The following is a 22,374-nucleotide window of genomic DNA, read 5'->3' on the forward strand; positions in this document are numbered from 1 at the left end:
GAGGATCGACAACCGGCCTAATCCTGGAAGGCAGGGCCTGCCCGCCTTCCGGGAGCGGGGGACCCAACGGATTGGGGTTAATCCGGGGCAACCCGGAGGGGCGTGATCTCTGCCGTCCTACCCGTCAGCTAACCCCGTCGGCCAGGCAGAGAAGCTTCCGGGCGGAAAGGGCCGCGCGGCGCCAGGGTGAGCGTTGACCCGCTTGGCCTCGGGTCCACGCCGGGCCCGTCGCCGGTGGCGCTCGTGCCGTCCGCCCGAGCGACCGCGCGAGGACCGATCGGTCGAGACCGGTTCCTTTGAAGCTTCCGAGCTTTGAAGGGCGGGCTTGGCCGATCGTTTTGTTTTTGGGGGGTGGAGCGGAAGGGCGCTTTTTTCCATCGCCGGCCATGCTAAGGAGGGGCCGGGATCGGCGGTGTGCGGTCCGGCGACCGCATTTCAGAACAAAGCGGCTTTGAGCCCAGAAAGGAGCCGGAAGGCGATGATGGATCTGTGGATGGCCCTCCTTTCCCTCGTCTGGTTCGGGCTGTTTTTGGGCCTCATCCGGTACGCCGACCGGGCTTAGGCGGGCGCTTGGCCGCCGGTCGACCGTTCGGTCCGAAAGGAGAGGATCAGGGTGGTGGCGCTTCTCGCGGTGGCGATGCTCCTCATGGGATACCTCGTCTACGTGCTCGTGCATCCGGAGCGGTTCTGACGGACGATCCGGAGGGATGGCCGCGGTTCATCGTCGAACGGCCACGGACCACTAAAAGGCCGGTGAAAAACCCCATCGTTTTGAAGGAAAACTGGACTCATGGATCGAATTCATTCCATCAAAGCAAGCAAGCATCCCTTCTCAAAAAGGAGATTCAAACATGCGGCCTCGACGATTGACTTCCCATCAACCCAAATTGTTTCAGCATATTGATATGGAAGCCCTCGTGCCACAAAATCACATCCTTCGCCAAATCGATCGCGTCTTGGACTTCTCTGCGATCCATGAGTGGGTCGCCCCGCTTTATTCGGAACGCACCGGACGTCCGGCCGTCGATCCGGAACTCGTCATGCGGATCATCTTACTTTCTTACCTCTTCAATCACTCTGAGCGGGAACTCTTTCAAACGCTCCCCATGCACGCCGGTTATTTGTGGTTCTTAGGGCTCGATTTTGAGTCCGTACTTCACCCGGAGGCCGGGGGTCCGCGGCTTCCGGATCGTACGACCGTGGTCAAAACACGGAAACTTTGGCGCAGGCACGGCATTTTTGAGAAAGCCATGCGCCATGTGGTGGATCAGTGCATCGCCGCAGGGCTCGTTCAGCCGGAAGTGCATGTCGCAGTGGACGGTACGCTTGTCCGAGCCAATGCTTCCATCCACAGTTTAAAGCCCATCGCGCCGGCCCCCGTGGAGTCGCTTGACGCTTATCTGGCCCGGCTGGAGGAAGAAGATCGCTCGTTTTCCGACGGCGGAGACGAAGACGACTCCTCTCCGTCTGACCCCCATCCTCCCGATCCGGGCCCGAACCTTTCATCCCCCGGCTCCCCTTCGGCTTCGTCGGGAAGGCCACCCAAGAAGCCGGGCGATTTTCGGGGGGAGCGGTTTTCCAACCGGACCCACCGGAGCATGACCGATCCGGATGCCCGCCTTTATCGAAAGAGCTCCGGTCAAGAAGCCCATTTGCGTTATCTCATTCATCATACGGTGGACACCCGCTCCTCCGTCATCTTGCGGACCCAGGCCAAGATCATCACGGGCACTGCGGAACGAGAGGCCGCCATCGAAGCTCTGCTGCACATCCGGCGTGAGCACCCCTCTCTTCGCATTCAAAGCGTCTCCGGAGACGGTGGATATGCCGATACGGAAACGCTCGATCGGCTTTTGAAGATGGACGTCGTTCCCCTTATTCCCGTGCGATCGCTTCAAAAAGAAGCGCTCCCCGGGTGGCGCCGAGCCGTCCGGGATCCGGAGAAAGCGCGCCAAAGATGGAGCAAGATCAAGGCGGTGCTCGTGCGGAACAAAGTTCGTCGCCTGAATGGTCAAACGCATTACCGAGCCATTCGGAAACGACGCGTTGTCATTGAACGTCTTTTTGCCGAAGGCAAAGAGCAGCACGGCTTAAGCCGTGCTCGAAGCCGTGGCTTGGAAGCGATGCAAGAGCAAGCCATCCTGACGGCTGTAGTGCAGAATCTCAAACGATTAAGCCGGTATGTGCGGAAGCGCCCACAGACCGGGAGTTTCGTGTGCCTCAAACCGGCATACGAAGGGCTTACAAGGGGAGTGGCGGCGTTTTTGACGGTTCTATTCGTTATGACGTCACACCTCGTCAGGCGAAGATGGTCGATCCAGTGGACTTAATTCACCAGCCTTCTAAAGGAGGCGCATGTTTCGGTGAAGCCCGATCTTTGGGCCGACCTCGTGCAGCTCGTCGTGTTCGTCGCATTGGTGACCGGGCTCGCCGTTCCGCTCGGCGGTTACCTGGCCCGCGTGTTCGGCGACGGGCCGGCGCCGGGAGACCGGTTTTTCCTGCCGCTGGAGCGGGCGATCTACCGCGTCGCGGGGATCGATCCGGAGGCCCGGATGGACTGGCGGGCGTACGCGACGGCCCTCGTGGTGACGAACTGGATCATGATGGCGCTCATGTATCTCGTCCTCCGGACCCAGGGGGTTCTCCCGCTCAACCCCGATCGCATCGGCAACATGCCGGCGGATCTCGCCTACAACACCGCGGCCTCGTTCATCACGAACACGAACTGGCAGGCCTACAGCGGTGAGACGGCGATGAGCACGCTGGCCCAGATGCTCGCCATCATCTATCCGATGTTCACCTCGGCGGCAACCGGCATCGTTGCGGCGATCGCCTTCGTCCGGGCCCTCACCGGCGTGCACCGGGATCTCGGCAACTTCTTCGTCGACCTCGTCCGGGCGCACACGCGGCTTCTCCTTCCGCTCGCCTTCGGCGTGGCGCTCCTCCTCGTCGCGGAAGGGGCGGTGCAGACGTTCGAAGGATCGGTCGTCGCCCGGACGTTCGACGGGGGGACGCAGGTCATCCCGCGGGGCGTCGTCGCCGCCTTCGAGTCGATCAAGCACCTCGGGACGAACGGCGGCGGCTACTTCGGCGCCAACGCCGCCCACCCGTTTGAAAACCCGTCGCCGGTGACGAACCTCGTCCACATGCTGTCGATGATGCTCATCCCCTCGGCCCTGATCTTCGCCCTCGGGCGGATGATCGGAAACCGCCGGCAGGCGTGGGTGCTTTTCATCGCCGTCTTCTTCCTCTTCCTCGTCATGTGGAGCGTCGTCTACGGAAGCGAACGGTACGGCGTCCCGGAGCTGGTCCGGGCGGGGCTCGTCGGCGGCAACATGGAAGGGAAGGAAGTCCGCTTTGGGCTCTTCGGCTCGGCCCTCTTCACGACGGTGACGACGGGCGCCACGACCGGCTCGGTGAACGGCATGCATGATTCGCTCACGCCCCTCGGCGGCTTCGTGCCTCTTTTCCAGATGATGTTAAACAACGTCTTCGGCGGCGACGGGGCGGGGCTTTTGAACATCCTCCTCTACGTCATCCTGGGCGTTTTTCTCACCGGCCTCATGGTCGGCCGGACGCCGGAGCTCTTCGGAAAAAAGATCGAGACGAAGGAGATGAAGCTCGCGGCGATCGCGCTCCTTGCCCATCCGTTCATCATCCTCGTTCCGACGGCGCTCGCCCTCGCCCTGCCGGGCCCGCAGGCGTCGATCGCGAACCCCGGCTCCCACGGCGTGAGCGAGGTGCTCTACGCCTACACGTCCGGGGCGGCGAACAACGGCTCGGCGTTCGCCGGCCTCGACGCCGACACGGTGTTTTACAACACGACGATCGGCTCCGTCATGCTGCTCGGCCGCTTCGTGTCGATCATCGCCCTCCTCGGCATCGCCGGATCGCTGGCGAAAAAGACGCCGGTCGCCGCGGGCGCCGGGACGCTCCGGACGGACACGCCTCTCTTTGGCGTCGTCTACCTGCTCACCGTCCTCATCCTCGGCGCGCTGGCCTTCTTTCCGGTGCTCGCCGTCGGGCCGATCGCAGAACAGCTGGCGATGCTGAAGGGGTGAGCGGTCTTGAAAAAAGCGACGGGCAAATCGCCTTATTCGCCGGCGCTCCTCCGCCGGGCCGCCGCCGACGCGTTTCGCAAATTCGATCCCCGTCAGATGGTGAAAAACCCGGTCCTCTTCGTCGTCGAGGTCGGGATGGCGATCGTCTTCCTCCTCGTCCTCCGGCCGGATCTCTTCGGCCCGTCCGGCGCTTCCCGGGGGTATAATCTCGCCGTCTTTCTCATCCTGGCGGCGACGCTCTGGTTCGCCAATTTCGCGGAAGCCGTCGCCGAAGGCCGGGGGAAGGCCCAGGCCGAAACCCTCCGCCGGACGCGGACAGAGACGATGGCCCGCCTCCTTCTGAAGGACGGGACGACGAAGATGGTCCCGTCGTCCGAGCTGAAAAAGGGCGATCTCGTCCGGGTGGAGGCCGGGGAGATCATCCCGGCCGACGGGGAGATCGTCGAGGGGCTCGCCGCCATCGACGAGTCGGCGATCACCGGCGAAAGCGCGCCGGTGATCAAGGAGGCCGGCGGCGACTTTTCCTCCGTCACCGGCGGCACCCGGGTGCTCACCGACTGGATCGTCGTCGAGGTGACCGCCGGAAAGGGCGAGTCGTTCCTCGACAAGATGATCGCCCTCGTCGAGGGGGCGAAGCGGGAAAAATCGCCGAACGAGATCGCCCTCACGACGCTCCTTGCGGTGCTCACCCTCATCTTCCTCGTCGTCATCGTCACCCTCGTCCCGATCGCCCGCTACCTCGGCGCGGACCTCGATGTGGCGACGCTCGTGGCGCTCCTCGTCGCCCTCATCCCGACGACGATCGGGGGGCTCCTTTCGGCGATCGGCATCGCCGGCATGGACCGGGTCGCCCGCTTCAACGTCATCGCCCTGTCGGGGAAGGCCGTCGAGGCGAGCGGCGACGTCGATACGATCATCCTCGACAAGACCGGGACGATCACGTACGGCAACCGGATGGCGAGCGAATTCATTCCGGCGCCGGGGGTCTCCGAGGCGGAGACGGTTGAGGCGGCGTACCTTTCCTCGCTGTATGACGAGACGCCCGAAGGCCGCTCGATCGTCGACCTCGCCCGGAGGAAAGGCGGCGAAAGGCCGGCGCCGGCGGGGAGCACGCCGATTCCTTTCAGCGCCGAGACGCGCCTTTCGGGCCTCGTCCTTCCCGACGGCACCCGCCTCGTCAAGGGCGCCGTCGACGCCGTCCGGCGGGAGCTCGAGCGGGTCGGCGGCCGGGTTCCGGACGCCCTTCTCAAGCGGACCGACGCCATCGCCCGAAGCGGCGGCACGCCGCTCGTCATCGCCGAACTGAAGGCCGACGCCGGCCGGGCCCTCGGGGCCGTCCACCTCAAAGACGTCGTCAAGCCCGGCTTGAAGGAGCGTTTCGCCGAGCTTCGGGCGATGGGCATCCGGACGATCATGGTCACCGGCGACAACCCCCTGACGGCGGCGACGATCGCCCAGGAGGCCGGCGTCGACGACTTTGTCGCCGAGGCCAAACCGGAGGACAAGATCACGATTATCCGGGCCGAACAGGCGAAGGGCCGCCGGGTGGCGATGACCGGCGACGGGACGAACGACGCGCCGGCCCTCGCCCAGGCGGACGTCGGCCTGGCGATGAACTCCGGCACGATGGCCGCCAAGGAAGCGGCGAACATGATCGACCTCGACAACGACCCGACGAAGATCCTCACGGTCATCGCCCTCGGAAAGGAACTTCTCATCACCCGCGGGGCGCTGACGACATTTTCCATCGCGAACGACATCGCCAAGTACTTCGCCATCCTGCCGGCGATGTTCGCGGAGGCGCTGCCGGAGCTTCAGCCCCTCAACCTCATGCGCCTCGCTTCGCCGACGACGGCGGTCCTTTCGGCCCTCATCTTCAATGCGATCATCATCCCGCTCCTCATCCCGATCGCCCTCCGGGGCGTGACCTTCCGCCCGACGACGGCGGACCGGCTCCTTCGGCGAAACCTCCTCGTCTACGGCCTCGGCGGGATCATCGCGCCGTTTGTCGGCATCAAGCTGATCGACCTCCTGCTCGTCGCCTTCGGCGTCCGGTGAGAAGCCGGCACCGGACGGAGGAGGACGGCGTTCGCCGGGCGCGGCGCGATTTTGGAAGCGGAGGCCCTGGTGGCCTTCGGCCGGCGCGACGCCAAAACACGAGGGGCCGCGCCGGGACGTCCGACGGTGGTCACGGTTGGCGGCCACGACCGGCAAAGCGGCTTGGATCGAAAGGAGATCGGCGATGGTAAGACAGGCGTTCGGCATCTCCCTCGTCCTCTGGGTCATCACCGGCCTCGTCTACCCGGCGGTGACGACCGTCGTCGCCCGGGCGCTTTTTCCCCACCAGGCGACCGGGAGCCTCATCGTCGACGCGGACGGGACCGTCCGGGGTTCGTACCTCATCGCCCAGCCGTACGCCGGCGACGGCTGGTTTCATCCCCGGCCACCGGCGGGCGAAGCGTACGATCCGCTCGACACCGGCGGGACGAACCTCGCCGTCGCCCGGCCCGACTACCAGGCGGAAGTCCTGCGCCGGATGGACGCCGTCCGGAAAGAGGCCGGCGATCCGGCGCTTCCGGTGCCGGCGGACCTCGTCACCGCCTCCGGCTCGGGCCTCGACCCGGACCTTTCGCTGCCGGCGGCCCGGGCGCAGGTGCCGCGCGTAAGCCGCGCCACCGGCATCCCCGAGGCGGAGCTTCTGGCCCTCATCGACCGCGTCGCGCTCCCCCGGGAGCTCGGCCTCTTCGGCGAGCCGCGGGTCAACGTGAACGTCCTGAACGAAGCGCTGCGGGCGCTTCTCGCCGGCCGGCGGTAGGCCCGGCGGCACCGACGGCGGAACGGGTCGCCGGGACGGCCGCCCCCGTCGCGGGTCATCGGGACGGCCGCCCCCGTCGCGGGTCGTCGGGACGGCCGTCCCCGCCGTGCGCCGCCTTCGGTACAATAAATGCGGGAACCGAGGACGTCCGAGGCCGGACGCGCGAAGGAGGGGCGGCGGTGGCCGAAGCGGCGGAACGGCGGCGGAAGTCGCCGGAGCAGATTTTGAAAGAGATCGAGCGGTCGAAGCGGGGGTACTTCAAGCTTTACATCGGCGCCGCCCCCGGCGTCGGCAAGACCTACACGATGCTCCGGGAAGCGAACGACATGCTCGCCGAAGGGGTCGACATCGTCGTCGGCGTCGTCGAGACCCACGGCCGGAAGGCGACGGCGGAGCAGATCGGCGCGCTTCCCGTGCTCCCGCTGAAGCCGATCGAGTACAAGGGGCGAACCTTTTACGAGCTCGACGTCGAGGGCGTGATCAAGCGCCGGCCCCAGTTCGTCATCGTCGACGAGCTGGCCCACACCAACGTCCCCGGTTCAAAAAACAAAAAGCGCTACGAGGACGTGCTGGAGATCCTCGACGCCGGCATCAGCGTCCTGTCGACGATGAACATCCAGCACCTCGAAAGCCTGCACGACATCGTCGAAGACCTCACCGGCGTCAAGGTCCGGGAGCGGGTGCCGGACTGGATCCTCGACGTGGCCAACGAAGTCCAGCTCGTCGACCTCCCGCCGGAAAAGCTCCTCGAGCGCCTCAAGGCGGGAAAGATCTACCGACCGGAGAAAATCCCCCAGGCGCTCGAGCACTTCTTCCGGCCGACGAACCTCATCGCCCTACGCGAGCTCGCCCTCCGGGAGCTCGCCGACGACGTCGACGAGCGCCTCGAGGAATACCGGGAGGACGACGGCGCGGAAGAAGTCGCCGGCGCGAGCCCGAAGATCCTCGTCCTCGTGAGCGACGGCGGCAACGCCGAGCGGCTCATCCGCCGGGGCTGGCGGATCGCCCAGCGGATGAAGGCGGAGCTTTTTATCCTCCACGTCCCGACGAAGCCGGCGGATCGGCTTTCGGAGGCGGAGCGGAAAAAACTCCGGGAAATCGAGGCCCTGGCGAAAATCCTCGGCGGAAAGTTTTTCATCCGCGCTGCCGGCGGCCGGCCGGTGATCGACGTCATCGTCGAGTTTATCAAGGAAAACGCCATCACCCAGGTCGTCCTCGGTCAGACGGGGATGAGCCGCTGGCAGGAGATCCTCCACGGCTCCCTGGCCAACCGCATCATGGAACGAACCCGCTTCGTCGACGTCCTCATCGTCGGAAACGGCCAGGAAAAAAACCGCTGACGGCGGCGGGGAATCGGGCCGTCGGCGGAAGCGAAAGGCGGACCCTGGCCGTCAAAACAGCGGAGCGGGACCGGCGAAGGATAGGGAAGCGGAGCGTCGGAAGGGGGCGGTCCGAAGCGGGACGCGGCGGCCCGAAGCGGGACGCGGCGGGCAAGCAAAATGCGGCACCCGTTCGGGTGCCGCTTTTTTTCGGCCTGCGCCGGCCCCGCCGCCGGGGGCGCCTCAGCCCTCAGCCGTAGTAGGGCGTGATCGGCCGGCCGGTCAGGCGCATGTACCAGACGTTGAGATCGGCGATCCGGCGGGCGACGGCGAGCGCCTCTTCCATGGCGGCGTAAAAGGCCTCGCCTTCTTCCTCCAGCGCCCGGCGATACAGCGCTTCGTAGCGGGCCTCCAGGGCCCCAATCCGGTCCGGGATGAGGCCGGCTGCCCGCTCGAGGCGAAGGAGCGTCTCGGCGTCGGCCGCTTCCGGTTGAAACTCCTGGGGCGACGTCTCGGGAAGCTCCAGCTCCAACTCCGGGTCGTAGACGAATCCGGCGCTCCGCATGGCCCTCTCCCCTTTTCCGCTTCCGGCGGTGTTGCTCTTGTTATATCACAAAATCCGGTGATCCGCAACTGGTTTAACACAGATGAGGACGCCGCTACCATCTCATTTTGAGATCGATTTTATCGAACGGTTCTATTGCTTCGATGCTTCGCCTTTGTTACGATGAGAACAACGCGAACGGAGGCGGCCGGCTGCGCCGGCCCGGGGCGAGGGGGCCGGCGGGCGCGGTCGAAGCGGGGGGCGGAAGTTCATCCGCCGGCAAAGAAAGTTCCGCAGGCGAAGAAAAAAGACGGCAGAAGACAAAAGGAGTGGAGATCATGCTGGAAGGTCTGGTCACGACCGCCGACGTGGCGACGGCGGAGCGGTACGTCGAGGACGTGCTCGCCCGGACGATCGAACGCTCGCCTGGCGAGCCGGAATTCCATCAGGCGCTGACGGAGCTGCTGCCGACCCTCGTTCCCGCCCTGGCGGCCCATCCGGAGTACCGGCGCCTCGGCATCCTCGAGCGGCTCGTCGAACCGGAGCGGATGATCACCTTTCGCGTGCCGTGGGTCGACGACGCCGGTCGGGTGCAGGTGAACCGCGGCTTTCGCGTGCAGTACAACAGCGCCATCGGGCCGTACAAGGGCGGCATCCGCTTTCACCCGACGGTGAACGCGAGCATCATCAAATTCCTCGGCTTTGAGCAGATTTTCAAAAACGCCCTCACCGGCCTCGCCATCGGCGGCGGCAAGGGCGGCGCCGACTTCGACCCGAAGGGGAAGTCGGAGATGGAAGTGATGCGTTTCGCCCAGAGCTTTATGACCGAGTTCTACCGCCACATGGGGCCGGACGTCGACGTCCCGGCGGGGGACATCGGCGTCGGCGAGCGGGAGGTCGGCTTTTTGTTCGGTCAGTACAAGCGCATCCGGGGCGGCTTTGAGGCCGGTGCCTTCACCGGGAAGGGCTTGGGCTACGGCGGGAGCCTCGTCCGGAAGGAAGCGACCGGCTACGGTTGCGTCTACTTTGTCGAGGAGATGCTCCGGACGCGGAATCGGTCGTTTGCCGGCAGCCGGGTCGTCATCTCCGGCTCCGGAAACGTCGCCCTCTACGCCGCCGAAAAGGCGACCCAGCTCGGAGCGACGGTCGTGGCGATGAGCGACTCCGACGGCTACGTCGTCGACCCCGACGGCATCGACGTGGCGCTCATGAAGGAGATCAAGGAAGTCCGCCGCGGCCGCGTCCGGGAGTACGCCGAGGCGCGGCCGAACGCCCGTTACGTCCCCCGGAGCGCCGAGATCTGGACCGTGCCGTGCGATATCGCCCTGCCGAGCGCGACGCAAAACGAGCTCGACCTCTCCGGCGCCGAGGCCCTCATCGCCGGCGGCGTCGTCGCCGTCGGCGAGTGCGCCAACATGCCGACGACCCTCGAGGCCGTCCGGCGCCTGAAGGAGGCGGACGTCCTCTTCGCGCCCGGGAAGGCGGCCAACGCCGGCGGCGTCGCCGTCTCGGCGCTGGAGATGGCGCAAAACAGCATGCGCCTTTCGTGGACGTTCCAAGAAGTCGAAGAAAACTTAAAGCACATCATGCACTCCATCTTCCAGACGGCGCTCAAGACCGCCGGCCAGTACGGCGTCCCGGGCGACCTCGTCGCCGGCGCGAACATCGCCGGCTTCCTCCGGGTCGCCAAGGCGATGGCGGCGCAGGGGGTCATCTGAGCGTCGGCGGCGATCGAAGAAAGGCCTGTGACGGCAAGCGCGCTCCGTTGTGACCCGGCGAAACGGGGTCCTTGCCGAGCGGGCCGTTTTTTTTATCTTTTTTGGGGCGGGCCGGTCCGCTATAATAGCCCGGGAACCTGTCGTCCCGCCTCCGATCGGGCGCCGACGGCCGGGGGCAGCGAGTCGGCCGGCCTCCGACGGTCTCCCCACCGGGGGAGGCGGCCACCCGGGCGAACGACGCCGGCCGGACTCCCCGCCTGCGGCGGGTTCCGGAGAACAAAGAGCGAGCGGTCTTCAGGGCGGGACGGGACGGGAGGTTTGCCGGTGGAAACGTGGATCGCCCAGTACGGGCTTGTGGCGCTGGCGGTGGCGCTGGCGCTCGAAGTGATCGCCCTTCCCATTCCGGGCGAGACGCTCATGGTGTACGTCGGCACGCTCGTCGGGCGGGGCGTCTTCCCCTGGTGGGCGGCGGTCGGGCTTGCCACCGCCGGGAGCATCGCGGGGATCACCGTCGCCTATTTCCTCGGCCGGGTGTTCGGGCTGCCGCTTCTTTTGCGTTACGGCCGGGTCGTCCATCTCACGCCGGAGCGGATCGAGCGGACGTCGGCGTGGTTCGACCGGATCGGCTACCCGCTCATCGCCGTCGGCTACTTCATCCCCGGCGTCCGGCATCTGACGGGTTATCTGGCGGGCATCCTGCGGGTGCCGCCCCCCCTTTTTGCGGTCTTCGCCTACGGCGGAGCGTTCCTCTGGACGGCGACGTTCATCTCCCTCGGCAAATGGGTCGGCGAAAAGTGGGCCGTCTACCACGAGACGCTCACCCGGGCCGCGTGGATTCTGGCGGCGGTCGTCGCCGTTTTGTTCGTGGTTTACCTTCTTTTCTTCGTCGATCGGCGCCTGCTCAAAAAAAGCGTGGTCGCGCTTCGGCGCGTTTTTCCGATCGGTTCGCTTCCCTTCTGGCGCCTTCGGCTCCGCCTCCTTTTGCTCTTCGGGCTGGCGACGGCGGCCTCCCTCGCCCTGGTCGGGCTTTTGGAGGAGGCGATGGAGCGGGACCTCGACGCCTTTGATGCCGCCGCCCGGCGGCTCGTGGCGGCGATGATGGAAGACCTCGGGCCCCTGGGGCGGTCGGCGATCCGGCTGGCGACGGCCCCTGTCGTCCTTGGAGCGCTCTTTCTTGCCGGCGTCTGGGCCGCCGTCCGGTTGCCGGTCGGCCGGGCGGTGCGGGCCTATCCGCTTCTCTACGGCGGGGTGACCGTCCTGCTCGCCGGGAGTCTGACGGCCCTCTGGGCGCCGTTTGCCGCCCGGGGGATCCCGGCGCCGGAAATCGGGCCGTACTGGGCGGCGGCCGTCGGCAGCTTTTCGCTGTACGCCCTGGCCGTCCGGGCCCGGGGGATCGGTCCGTACGTCGCCGCCTTTTTCGCCTTCTGTCAATAGCGGATTAAAACTCCCCAAAAAAATCGCGTTCGATTCCCCACAAACAGCGGATTCAGTTCCCCAAAATCATCGCGCATCATTCCCCAGACGTATGTTCGATCTACGCGGTCACCTCCTCCTTCAGCGCATGGGTCACCCCGGCGCGCAGCTTGTCCTTCATCCGGTAGCTGTTGCCGCGGATGTTGATGGTGGTGGCGTGGTGCAGGAGCCGGTCGAGCAAGGCAGAGGCCAGCACCTGGTCACCGAAGAGTGTCCCCCAGTTGGTGAAGCTGGTGTTGGACGTGATGATCAGGGAGCCATGCTCGTAGCGCTCCGACACGAGCCGGAAGAAGTTCGCGGCGTCCAAGGCGTCAAGCGGCAAGTAGCCGACTTCGTCGCAGATCAGCAGCTTCGGCTGGGTGTAGATGCGCAGGCGCTTGTCCAGCCGTCCCTCTTGGTACGCCCGTCGCAAGTCAGCGACCAGCTTCTGCATGGTCACGAAGTAGACGCTCATGCGCTGTCGAATCGCCTCCATCCCCAGGGCCACCGCAAGGTGGGTCTTGCCCACCCCCGGCGGTCCCAGGAAGATGACGTTGCTGCCCTCCCGGATGAACGTCAAGCCGGCCAGTTCGCGTATTTGTCGCTCATCGACGGACGGCTGGAACGAGAAATCGAAATCTGCAAGGGTCTTGTGATACGGGAAGTTGGCCATGCGGAGTCTGGCGTGCATGTAACGGCTGTATCGCTCCTCCTGCTCAGCATCCAGCAGTCTGTGCAGGAACTCCGCATAGGTCGCCTGGTGCCCCGCTGCCCACTCCACGCACGCCGGCAGCACCGCCGCGGCGCGCTTCAATCCCAGCTCCAGCAGCTGCTCCTCGGCCTTGGCCAAAACCAACGCCTCACTCATTGCCCCTGACCTCCCATCGCGATCTGCTCATAGACGGACAGCTCCCGCTGCTCCACGTCCGGCCCGATTTGCAACCCTGGCACCTTGCCTCGATCCGGATGAGGCGTCCCAGCCGGGATGCCCTTGAAGTGCTCAGGGTCGGTTGAGACCTGGTGCCTGCCTGTGAGCACGCGGTGTTCGGCAATGACCTGCCCGCCGTACTCGATCTGCAGGCGGCCTGACTCAAACTCCCGGACCAGCACGGTGTGCCCCACATACCGCCATGGAACGGTGTACATGTTCGTGTTCCAGGAGATGCGACAATCGCTCATGACCTTGCGCATATCGGCGTACGCCAGCGTGTACCGGCTCTTAGGCAGGGGCTTAAGCGTCTCGGCCTGAAACCGCACCACCGGCTGCTCCCGCGTCGTGCCGTGGATGCGCACATTAGCCACCGTATCCCGCCAGATGGCACCTTGCCGGTTCAGGTCGTCATGGTCCACGAACGAAACCGGCCAGAAGCTGGACCGGATATACCCGATGGGCCGTTCAATCTTCCCTTTGGTGCGACTTCGGTAGGGCTTACAGGCCTTGGGCACGAATCCGTAGTACTTGGCGAAGTCCATGTACGCCGGCTGCCAGTCGACGTGTCCATGACCGTCGTTGGCCACGACCAGCGGGGAGCAGTTGTCGCTGAGCATGACCTTTGGAACCCCGCCGAAGAACTCCAGCGCGTTCCGGAGCGCCTGGAGGATATGCCGTTGGTCCGCCGCTCTGATAAACTCCAGGTAGAGCATGCGGGAGTAGGCGAGGACCATGGCAAAGCACCATACCTTGCGCCGATGGCCCTGCGGATCCAGGTAGGGGAATGCGCCCAGGTCGATTTGCGCTTGTTCCCCCGGAGCCGTCTCAAACCGCACGGTTGCCTTGGCAGAGACAACCGGGCGGAGAGGGTGCATGAACTCGCGCAGTACGGTAATTCCGCCGGTATATCCCTGCTCCCGGATCTCGCGAAAGATTCGCTCCGCATTGAGGACGCCGATACGCATGCGCTGCTCCACATAGGCCTTGTACGGCTCCAGCTTGTGGCCTTTCACCCTACGGCTGCGCGACTTCACCCTCCCCTCCTCCTGCTGCCTCGGCTCACTCACAGCCTTGCGGATGGTTTTGCGGTCATGGCCGTATCTTCTGGCCAGTTCCGAGATGCTGACGCCCTCCTCATACAGCTTCCTGATCTCCATCTTCTCACTCTCCCTCATCACCGGCACCTCCCCAAAAGTGATGGCAGGTGCCATAGTTCGACACAGGGGTGGGGAATTCATCCCGATGATTTTGAGGAAATCATGCCGGTGATTTTGGGGAATCTTTATCCGCTGCTATTGGGGATTTTACATCCGATGTTGACACCTTCCTTGCCCATGCCGGCGCGGCGATCGTCGCCGCCGTTGCCGCCGGCGGGCTTCCGGTGGCGGCCGTCGCCGGGGCCCTCCTCGGAACGGTATGGGGGTTTGTTCATCTTTTCGTCTGGGATGCGCTCATCGCCGGAAGAAGCGAAGGACCGGAGTCGGGGAGCCGAACCGGCCCATCGCCGCATGGCCGATAAAGGCCCTCGTCAGAAAGCCGATCGGCCCGTCGTCGAAGCGCCGATCGGCCCGTCTTCGCATAGCCGGCCGGCCCGTCGGCGGGAGCCCGAAATCATTGTCGCCGAAAGACCGAACGAACGAACCGCAACGGAACGGCCGAGCGATCCGCGCCGGGGGAAACCGCCAGCTGCGCCGATACGTCAACCGCGATGGTGGGCCGGGCGATCCGCGCCGGGGGAAGCCCCGGCGCGGCGGCGTTTTACGGGCGATGCTTCGAACTTCCTAGGAAGAATGGAGGACGCTTCGGGCCGCGGGCCAAGAGGATAGGCGACCATGCCTATGGTCCGTCCGGCGGACGAGTGGTAAAGTATGGTGTCGAGTGCTGTCGGCAGGGGGGGATGAAGTGGGAGGGGGAGACCGTGGACCACCTCGCAACCTTGTGGGCCGTATCGGCCCTCTCACTCGCTCCCCTGACGGTGTGGGCGCTCGTCTTTTTGCAGCGAATGAGGCACCGCCGATCCCAAAAGCAGGCGGCCGGGCCGGACGAGAGGCGGAAGGCGGTCGATCCGCTTCTTTCCGCCCTTCAGGCGTCGGAGTGGGGCCTTCTCCTGCTCGAGAAGATGGGCGAAGGTTCGATCGTGCGCTGGGCGGGAGGCCGCCTCTGGGTGCGCCTCGGTTTCGAACCGGAAGCGCTCTCCGGCCGGCCGCTTGAGGCCGTCGTCTTCGCGAAAGAGGCGACCGCGGCGGCGGAGGCGGCCTTCGCCGGCCGGGACGGCGCCGCCTGTGCCTTTTTCCAGGCCGGCTGGGATCTCATGGGACGGGTTTATCCCGTCCGCCGGGAAGGGACGGTGGTCGCCGCGTGGCTGCTGGTGCTGCCGGCTTACGCCGAGAATCCGTGGAGCATCGGGAAGAGGGATGAAGGGGCGATGGAAGGGGCGATGGCAAAAGCGGCGCTCGTCGACGAGACCCGTGCACCGAACGGGGCACAAGCGCCGGCGCGCCCGGCGCCGGAAGCGGAGGACGATCCCGAGGCGGTCCTTACGGCGCTGGAAGCGCTTTTGGCGTCGGCGATCGACATTCTGGCCCGGCATCCGGAGGCGCTCCGGCAGGCGGGCCGGGTGGCAGAGCGGATGGCGGCGTTTCAGGCGCTCCTCGCCCGGTCGGGTTGGCCGGAGGCGGGAGCGCCGGTTCGGGAGGTCGTCGGTGGGGGGGCGGCCGAGAAGGCCGCCGGCGGGGCGCCGGCGGACGGCGGCGGACGCCCGGGGCCGATCGCCGCTTACGGAACGGCAAACGGGGCCGGCCCGGCGCCGGCCGCCGACGAAGGCGACCCCGCTCCGGTCGGCGAGGCCACCTCCTCGGCCGTCGGGGACGGAGTTCCGGACGCCGTTTTTTCGGCGCCGGCGGAGCCGGAGACGTGGCGGGTGGAGCGGCTCAAAAAGCGGATCGACGCGTTTTCGACCCTCACCCAGCGGGAAAAAGAGGTGTTGCTCGAACTCAGCCTCGGGAAGCGGAACCGGGAGATCGCCGAGACGCTTTTTATCAGCGAGCACACCGTGAAAAATCACATCTCCAACATCTTCGCCAAGCTCGGCGTCTCCGACCGGGTGCAGCTTCTTTCGCTCCTGTATCGCGGTCGCCCGCCGGATCGGGCGGACGGTTGAGGGCGTGCATAATCGGGGTCTGGTCCCACCCGCCTAGTCCTGATAGACTAAGGGAACAACCGGATGCCGGCCATTCCGGTGCGGGCGGTGGGGTCGTGGCGCCGGTCGAACGCGCGGCTTTTTCAGGATTCGCCGGGGCGCCGGCGTCGACGTCGGATCTTGCGACCAAAACCGAACATGGCCGACGACAAAGGCACACCATCCGAAAGGATGGGCCGCAAAGCCGTGAGCCTACGGCGGCGCGTCCGCTATGGCTGTCTGGCTGCCGAATCGGATGCGGGTTCGACCGACGGGTGGGGTGTCTTTGTCGCAAAGCCCTGCTTTATTTATTTAGTCGGCGTTTATTCATTTGTGCGGGATGGAGGGGGATCCGACGACGCCGTGCGGCGCGCCGAAACGGATGCAGACGCCGAAAGCGGGGGGAGCGCGATGGATGGCGAGACGATCCTCTGGCACATCCGGCCGCTCGAGGTTCGGGCCGAGCGCAAGGCGCCGTCCGGTCCGGAAGGCGACGACCCGGCCGCCCTCTTGTCGCTTCTGGCCGCCCGGGGAGTGCGCACCGGCATCGATCCCGGGGCCGTCGAGGCGCTTGCCCGGGGTGGGCCGGGCGTCTACATCGTCGCCCGGGGGACGCCGCCGGAAGAGGGGCAGGACGGCCGGGTCGAGTGGCTCGTCGAGACGACGCCGGTCGATGCCCTTCAGGATGCCGGGGAGGACGAGGCGATCGATTATCGCGAGCGGCGGCGGCTTCCGAGCGTCCAGGCGGGGACGGTGCTCGCCCGGGTGCACCCGCCGGTGCCGGGCCGGCCCGGCACGAGCGTCTTTGGCGAGCCGATCCCGCCGAAGCCGGTCTATCCCGTCGAGGTCATCGCCGGCGCCGGCGTGCGCTACGACGCCGAAACGGGGGAGATCGTCGCCGAGCGGTCCGGCCTCCTCACCGTTCAGGCGAGCCGCCGGAAGGTGCGCCTTGCGATCGGCCCGCTCTTCGTCCATCGCGGCCCCGTCGATCTGAAAAGCGGCAACATCCGCTTCGCCGGTTCTGTGGAAATTTTCGGAGATGTGACGGAAGGAATGCTCGTCGAGGCGCGGGAACAGGTGGTGGTACACGGGCAGATCACCCGGGCGACGGTGCGGTCGGGCGGCCTCATCGTCGTCGCCGGGGGCGCCGTCGGTTCCCGGATCGTCTCGGGCGACGAACGGTGGACGCCCGGGGACATCCGGGCGCTCCACGCCCTCGACGAAAGCCTCCTCCGACTGATCCAGAAAATCCGCGCCGCCCAGAGCGTGCCGGAGATCGCCGCCCGCCTCGGCCGCCCGGAAGCGTTCCGGTCGCTCGTGACCGCGATCGTCGGAGAGGACGCGGACCGGATCCGGGAGGCGCTCAAGCGGCTTCGGCTGCTTTGGACGGAGGGCGGTGAGGCGAACGGGGGAAAAACGCATTTTTTTGACCTGTGGGCGCTTTTTATCGGCGGCGTACAGCACCGGCAGGCGCCGGGACCGGAAGCGCTGGCGGCGGCGGTGCGGTGGGTGCATGCGGCCGCCGAAGCCCGCCCGATGGCGATGCTGGAAGAAAGCGGCGTCCGGGCCGGTTACGTTCAAGCGTCCCGCGTCATCGCCTTCGGCGACGTCGTGATCGGCGACCGGGGCGCCTTCCAGTCCGAGATCGAGACGTTCGGCCGGGCGGTCGTCGCCGGACCGCTTCGCGGCGGGCGGCTGTACGCCGAAGGCGGCGCCCGCCTCCGGGAGGCCGGAAGCGAGTCCGGCGTCCCGACGCAGGTCGCCGTCGGCCGGGCGGCGGCCGTCGAGCTGGAGACGGTCCATCCGGAGGTCGAGGTCGCCGTCGGTGCGGCGAGCCTCCGCTTTCGAGAGCGGCGGTCGCACGTCCGGGTTCGGCTCGGCGACGACGGCCGGATCGCGTTGGAGGCGCTGTCATCTTTGTGAACCCCGTCACCGGTCTGCCACCAATCGACCGTCTTTATGTCACAAAGGGGGCCGCGGCCGGCCCTTTTTTTGCGCTCCGTTCTGGTACACTCGGAGCGAACCCCACGATGAGCGGCGCGACGGCGTGCGATCGCCCGGACGCGCGGTGCGATCGTCGGAGGGCGGCGCGATCGTTCGGCCGGGCGGTGGGATCGCCGGATGGTCGACGCGATCGCCGGATGCGCGAAAGGAGGGTCGGAGATGCCCGATGTGCTTTTGCTGAGCCGCATTCAATTTGCGGTAACGATTATGTATCATTTTCTCTTCGTCCCGCTTACCCTCGGGCTCGTGCTTCTGGTCGCCATCATGGAAACGCTGTATGCCCGGACCAAAGACGACCTCTACCGGCGCATGGCCGACTTCTGGGGCAAACTTTTCGTCATCAACTTCGTCCTCGGCGTCGTGACGGGCATCACGATGGAATTCCAGTTCGGCACGAACTGGTCGGAGTACTCGAAGTTTATGGGCGACATCTTCGGGGCGCCGCTCGCCATCGAGGCGCTCGTCGCTTTCTTCCTGGAGTCGACGTTCATCGGCATCTGGATCTTCGGCCGGGAGCGGTTCCCGAAACTGCGGGCGCTCTCGATGTGGATGGTCGCCCTCGGCACGACGCTGTCTTCGCTTTGGATCATCACCGCCAACGGCTTTATGCAAAATCCGGTCGGCTACACCCTCGTCGACGGACGCGTGCACCTGGAGAACTTCTGGGCCGTGCTTTTTAACCCGTACGTCTGGTATATGCTCGTCCACACGCTGATCGGAAGCTACATCGTCGGCAGCTTCTTCGTCCTCGGCGTGAGCGCCTATCACCTCCTCCGGCGGCAGCACGTCGAGTTTTTCCACCGTTCGTTCAAGCTGGCGCTGGCGCTCGCCCTCTTTGCGACGGTGATGGCGCCGCTGAGCGGCCATCTGGCCGGCCTGAACGCGGCGAAGGTCCAGCCGGCGAAGGCGGCCGCCTTTGAGTCGATCTGGGAGTCCGGGGAGGCGCAGCCGTTCTACCTCCTGGCCGTGCCGAGCCTGAAGAACGACGGCAACATCATCGAGTGGGGCAAGATCCCGTACCTCGGGAGCCTCCTGACCACCAATTCGCCGACCGGGTACGTCAAAGGGCTTGGCGACATCCCGGCCGACGAACGGCCGCCGGTGTGGATCGTCTTCTGGAGCTTCCGGCTCATGGTCGGGCTCGGTCTTTTCTTCCTCGCCGTGGCGGGGTATGCGTGGTGGCGGGAGCGAAAAGGGACGCTTCTCGAGGCGCGGGGGCTGCTCAAGGCGCTTCCGTACTTCATCCCCCTTCCGTATGTCGCGATCAACCTCGGGTGGGTCGTGACGGAAGTCGGGCGGCAGCCGTGGATCGTCTACGGGCTCATGAAAACGGCCGATGCCGTGAGCCCCATCTCCATCGGCGACATCGTCTTTTCCCTCGTCGGGCTCGTCGTCTTCTATACCTCCCTCATCATCGCCGATGTCTATCTCCTCGTGAAGCACGCGAAGGCCGGGCCGGAGGTCGCGGCGTCGCCGGGCGAGCCGCCGGCGAAGGCGCCGAAGGCGCCTGCGGGCCGGCCGCAGGAAGCCTGACGGGCAGGAGAAAGGAGGGAGAGCATGCTCTCGTACGACGCCCTTTCCGTCCTCTGGTTCATCCTCTGGGCGGTCCTCTGGATCGTCTATTTCACCCTCGACGGTTACACCTTAGGCGTCGGCATCCTCTTCCCGTTCCTGCGCAAAAATGAGCAGGAAGAGGCTCAGCTCCAGGAGGTCGTCGGTCCGTTCTGGAACGGCAACGAGGTGTGGCTCATCACCGCCGGCGGGGCGACGTTTGCCGCCTTTCCGCTCGTTTACGCGGAGATGTTCTCGACGCTTTATGTGCCGCTTTTTCTCATCTTGTTCGGCCTCTTCTACCGGGCGACGGGGCTGGAATTTATGTCCAAAGGGTCGGGGCGCTTCTGGAAGGCGAGCTGGACGTTCGCTTTCTTCGGGGGAAGCCTCGCCGTGGCGCTTCTTCTCGGCGTCGCCTTCGCCAATATGTTCTACGGTCTTGCCTTCGACCGGACGACGAACGCGGTGACGCTCGCGTCGCTTTTGAACCCGTACGGGATACTGGGCGGGCTTTTGTTCGTCGCCTTTGCCGTTCTCTCCGGCTCCCTCTGGACGGCCCATAAGGTGAGCGGCCCGCTTCACGACCGGGCGCGGTCGGTCGCCGGCTGGGCGTGGTTCGTCGTCCTCGGGCTCCACGGCCTCTTTCTCTCGGCGACGGCCAACCGGACGACGATCCTCGACAATTACAACGCGTATCCGATCCTTTACGTCGTTCCGGCCCTCGCCCTTCTTCTTTTGTTGCTCGTCCGCTTCTTCTACGCCCGCGGGCGCTTGCTCTGGTCGTTTCTCATGACCTCCGGGGCGATCGCCCTCACGACGGCGACGGGGTTTATCGGAATGTTTCCCCGCATGCTCATCTCCCGCCTCGATCCGGCGGCGTCGATCACGCTGTACGAGGCCCGGGCAAGCGAGCTCACCCTGTCGATCATGCTCTTCGTGGCGGTCATTTTCGTTCCGATCGTGATCGGGTATCAGCTCTGGGCCTACCGGCTCTTTCGGGCGAAGATCCGACCGGAGGAAGCGAAGGGGTATCGCTGAGCGCCGAGCGGGCGCCGGGGCGCCGTTTGCGGCGAATCCGCCGGCGGGCGAAGTCGAAGCGCCGCGGCACAGGAGTGCAAAATCAACTCTTGTGCCGGCCGGCGCCTTTTTTTATGCTTAAAAAGGAGTTGGCGTAAGGAAATAAAATCGAACGCATTAATAAAATGTGGCAAGTAGAAAATCCGCCTGCATCCGGGCGGGCTCGAACGGGCCAGGCGGAGGCCGCCGGCCGGACGGACGAGAAGGGAGGGGCGGCGATGCAGGCGAAGAAGGCGATCGACGGGCCGATCGAACGGCGGGCGCCGGAGATCGGGCAGCGGTACGAGCGGGCGGAGCGGGCCCTCGCCGAACGATGGCCGGGGCTTCGGGGCATCCTCCCCTTCCTGGGGCCGGCGTTCATCGCGTCGGTGGCGTACATCGATCCGGGGAACTACGCGACGAACATCGCCGCCGGTTCGACGTACGGCTACCGCCTGCTCTGGGTGGTGCTGGCGGCGAATCTGATGGCGATCCTCGTCCAGGCCCTTTCGGCCAAGCTCGGCATCGCCACCGGCAGGGATCTGCCGGAGCTCATCCGGGACCGCTACGGCGCCGCCGCCGGCTGGTTCATGTGGGTCCAGGGGGAGCTCGTCGTCATCTTCACCGACCTCGCCGAATTCCTCGGCGGCGCGATCGGGATTCATCTTCTGACCGGCCGCTCGATGGTGGAAAGCGCGGTCTTTGCGACGATCCTTTCGTTTTTGCTGCTCGAGCTTCAGCGGCGGGGGGTGCGGCCGCTGGAGGCGGCGATCACCGGGCTGGTGATGGTCGTCACGTTTTCGTTCGTCGTCGAGATGTTCCTCTCCGGCGCCGAACCGGCTCCGCTGATGCGCGGTCTTTTGGTGCCGACCTTTCCCGACGCCGAGGCGGTCTTTCTCGCCGCCGGCATCCTCGGGGCGACGGTGATGCCCCATGCGATCTACCTCCATTCGGCCCTCACCAAGCGCCGGGTGACGGCCCGGACGCCGGAGGAAAAAAAGCGCCTCTACCGACTCGAGCTCCTCGACCTCTGGATCGCGATGGGGATCGCCGGGGTGATCAACATGAGCATGGTCATTGTCGCGGCGGCCCTTTTTCACGGCCGGGGGATGGTCGTCGAGGAGATCGACGACGCGGCCCGGCTGCTCGGGCAGTTCCTCGGACCGGCGGCGACGCTTCTTTTCGCCGTCGGGCTCCTCGCATCGGGGCTTTCGAGCTCGTCGGTCGGCATCCTCGCCGGCGACGTCATCATGCAGGGGTTCATCCGCTTCCGGATCCCGATCTACGCCCGGCGGATCGTCTCGACGATTCCGCCGCTGGCGATCATCCTTTCAGGGATGAGTCCGACGACGGCCCTGCTGGTGAGCCAGGTCGTCCTCTCCTTCGGCATCGGGCTCGCCCTCGTGCCGCTCGTCCTCCTCACCCGAGACCGGCGGGTGATGGGAGAGCTCGCCAACCGGCCCTTGACCAACCTTCTCGCGTATGCGGTGACGGCGGTCGTCCTCGCCTTAAACGGCTACCTCCTGTACTCGGCCTTCCACGGCGTGGCCGTCTGAGGCGGGCGCCCCCGGCCGTCGGACAAAAAGAAAGCGCGTTTCGGCGCCGGGCGACCGGCGCCTTTACCGTTTCCGGAAAGTGTTGTACAATACGGTCGGGTGCGTATACGTTTCGGGGGCTGCCGGGGCCGGCCGGCGGGAGGCCACGCTGCGCCGGCCGGCGGCAGGTCGGGGCCGCCCCGGACGCCC

The 22,374-nt window shown here is 66.0% G+C and carries 16 protein-coding genes, 1 pseudogene and 2 riboswitches; of the genes and pseudogenes, 14 read left to right on the forward strand and 3 right to left on the reverse strand.

Features of this window, described 5'->3' with window-relative positions; genetic code table 11:
* Positions 1-4: 4 nt before the first annotated feature.
* A riboswitch (cyclic di-AMP (ydaO/yuaA leader) is annotated at positions 5-158 on the forward strand.
* 254 nt (positions 159-412) lie between these two features.
* The 7 genes from K2M58_RS01020 to K2M58_RS01050 all read left to right on the forward strand — a co-directional run bounded on the left by K2M58_RS01020 (position 413) and on the right by K2M58_RS01050 (position 8,216).
* Positions 413-562, forward strand: coding sequence for a hypothetical protein (locus K2M58_RS01020; RefSeq protein ID WP_220677918.1), 150 nt, complete (start codon positions 413-415; stop codon positions 560-562).
* Positions 563-616: 54 nt separating this feature from the next.
* Entirely contained in the window at positions 617-691 is a 75-nt protein-coding gene (gene kdpF, locus K2M58_RS12920) for a K(+)-transporting ATPase subunit F (RefSeq protein ID WP_354667530.1), read from the forward strand.
* 160 nt (positions 692-851) lie between these two features.
* Entirely contained in the window at positions 852-2,330 is a 1,479-nt protein-coding gene (locus tag K2M58_RS01030; protein ID WP_220677919.1) for a transposase, read from the forward strand.
* Between the two features lie 33 nt (positions 2,331-2,363).
* Entirely contained in the window at positions 2,364-4,061 is a 1,698-nt protein-coding gene (gene kdpA, locus K2M58_RS01035) for a potassium-transporting ATPase subunit KdpA (protein WP_220677920.1), read from the forward strand.
* A gap of 6 nt (positions 4,062-4,067) precedes the next feature.
* Positions 4,068-6,119: a potassium-transporting ATPase subunit KdpB gene (gene kdpB / locus K2M58_RS01040; RefSeq protein WP_220677921.1), complete on the forward strand. Its 2,052-nt coding sequence runs from the start codon at positions 4,068-4,070 to the stop codon at positions 6,117-6,119.
* A gap of 184 nt (positions 6,120-6,303) precedes the next feature.
* Entirely contained in the window at positions 6,304-6,876 is a 573-nt protein-coding gene (gene kdpC, locus K2M58_RS01045; protein ID WP_220677922.1) for a potassium-transporting ATPase subunit KdpC, read from the forward strand.
* 179 nt (positions 6,877-7,055) lie between these two features.
* The gene (locus tag K2M58_RS01050; RefSeq protein WP_220677923.1) at positions 7,056-8,216 is read left to right on the forward strand and encodes a universal stress protein; all 1,161 of its coding nucleotides are present in this window, start codon (positions 7,056-7,058) and stop codon (positions 8,214-8,216) included.
* A 229-nt stretch (positions 8,217-8,445) separates the two neighbouring features.
* On the opposite strand, the gene K2M58_RS01055 is transcribed toward K2M58_RS01050, so the two are convergent.
* Positions 8,446-8,760 carry a hypothetical protein gene (locus K2M58_RS01055; RefSeq protein ID WP_220677924.1) on the reverse strand — a complete coding sequence of 105 codons (315 nt, stop codon included), beginning with the start codon at positions 8,758-8,760 and terminating at the stop codon, positions 8,446-8,448.
* 317 nt (positions 8,761-9,077) lie between these two features.
* Between K2M58_RS01055 and gdhA the strand changes: the two genes are divergently transcribed.
* Entirely contained in the window at positions 9,078-10,457 is a 1,380-nt protein-coding gene (gene gdhA / locus K2M58_RS01060; RefSeq protein ID WP_220677925.1) for an NADP-specific glutamate dehydrogenase, read from the forward strand.
* Between the two features lie 324 nt (positions 10,458-10,781).
* A complete protein-coding gene (locus K2M58_RS01065) occupies positions 10,782-11,891 on the forward strand; it encodes a DedA family protein (protein WP_220677926.1) in 1,110 nt (369 codons plus the stop codon).
* 100 nt (positions 11,892-11,991) lie between these two features.
* Here K2M58_RS01065 and istB read toward each other — a convergent pair whose 3' ends face one another.
* Entirely contained in the window at positions 11,992-12,777 is a 786-nt protein-coding gene (gene istB / locus K2M58_RS01070; RefSeq protein ID WP_220676869.1) for an IS21-like element helper ATPase IstB, read from the reverse strand.
* On the reverse strand, positions 12,774-14,051 hold the full coding sequence (istA, locus tag K2M58_RS01075) for an IS21 family transposase (protein ID WP_252393391.1): 1,278 nt from the start codon (positions 14,049-14,051) through the stop codon (positions 12,774-12,776). Before istA ends, istB begins: the two co-directional genes overlap by 4 nt.
* A gap of 1,748 nt (positions 14,052-15,799) precedes the next feature.
* Here istA and K2M58_RS12460 point away from each other — a divergent pair.
* The 5 genes and pseudogenes from K2M58_RS12460 to K2M58_RS01100 form a co-directional block, all read left to right on the forward strand.
* Positions 15,800-16,000 (forward strand): annotated as a pseudogene (locus K2M58_RS12460) (LuxR C-terminal-related transcriptional regulator); the annotation flags it as partial.
* Between the two features lie 182 nt (positions 16,001-16,182).
* Positions 16,183-16,270, forward strand: a riboswitch (cyclic di-GMP riboswitch).
* A gap of 159 nt (positions 16,271-16,429) precedes the next feature.
* Positions 16,430-17,941: a flagellar assembly protein A gene (locus K2M58_RS01085; RefSeq protein ID WP_220677927.1), complete on the forward strand. Its 1,512-nt coding sequence runs from the start codon at positions 16,430-16,432 to the stop codon at positions 17,939-17,941.
* A 240-nt stretch (positions 17,942-18,181) separates the two neighbouring features.
* On the forward strand, positions 18,182-19,555 hold the full coding sequence (locus tag K2M58_RS01090; protein ID WP_220677928.1) for a cytochrome ubiquinol oxidase subunit I: 1,374 nt from the start codon (positions 18,182-18,184) through the stop codon (positions 19,553-19,555).
* 24 nt (positions 19,556-19,579) lie between these two features.
* Positions 19,580-20,611, forward strand: coding sequence for a cytochrome d ubiquinol oxidase subunit II (gene cydB / locus K2M58_RS01095; protein WP_220677929.1), 1,032 nt, complete (start codon positions 19,580-19,582; stop codon positions 20,609-20,611).
* Between the two features lie 257 nt (positions 20,612-20,868).
* On the forward strand, positions 20,869-22,185 hold the full coding sequence (locus K2M58_RS01100) for an Nramp family divalent metal transporter (protein ID WP_220677930.1): 1,317 nt from the start codon (positions 20,869-20,871) through the stop codon (positions 22,183-22,185).
* Positions 22,186-22,374 lie beyond the last annotated feature (189 nt).

Source organism: Hydrogenibacillus sp. N12, assembly GCF_019645935.1.
GTDB classification, from domain to species: domain Bacteria; phylum Bacillota; class Bacilli; order Thermicanales; family DSM-22653; genus Hydrogenibacillus; species Hydrogenibacillus schlegelii.

Bases quoted from the DNA above. Each gene is read 5' to 3' on its own strand.
- K2M58_RS01030 (WP_220677919.1), top strand. From the start codon at position 852: ATGCGGCCTCGACGATTGACTTCCCATCAACCCAAATTGTTTCAGCAT.
- kdpC (WP_220677922.1), top strand. From the start codon at position 6,304: ATGGTAAGACAGGCGTTCGGCATCTCCCTCGTCCTCTGGGTCATCACC.
- K2M58_RS01055 (WP_220677924.1), bottom strand. From the start codon at position 8,760: ATGCGGAGCGCCGGATTCGTCTACGACCCGGAGTTGGAGCTGGAGCTT.
- gdhA (WP_220677925.1), top strand. From the start codon at position 9,078: ATGCTGGAAGGTCTGGTCACGACCGCCGACGTGGCGACGGCGGAGCGG.
- istB (WP_220676869.1), bottom strand. From the start codon at position 12,777: ATGAGTGAGGCGTTGGTTTTGGCCAAGGCCGAGGAGCAGCTGCTGGAG.
- istA (WP_252393391.1), bottom strand. From the start codon at position 14,051: ATGGCACCTGCCATCACTTTTGGGGAGGTGCCGGTGATGAGGGAGAGT.
- K2M58_RS01085 (WP_220677927.1), top strand. From the start codon at position 16,430: ATGGATGGCGAGACGATCCTCTGGCACATCCGGCCGCTCGAGGTTCGG.
- K2M58_RS01090 (WP_220677928.1), top strand. From the start codon at position 18,182: ATGCCCGATGTGCTTTTGCTGAGCCGCATTCAATTTGCGGTAACGATT.
- cydB (WP_220677929.1), top strand. From the start codon at position 19,580: ATGCTCTCGTACGACGCCCTTTCCGTCCTCTGGTTCATCCTCTGGGCG.
- K2M58_RS01100 (WP_220677930.1), top strand. From the start codon at position 20,869: ATGCAGGCGAAGAAGGCGATCGACGGGCCGATCGAACGGCGGGCGCCG.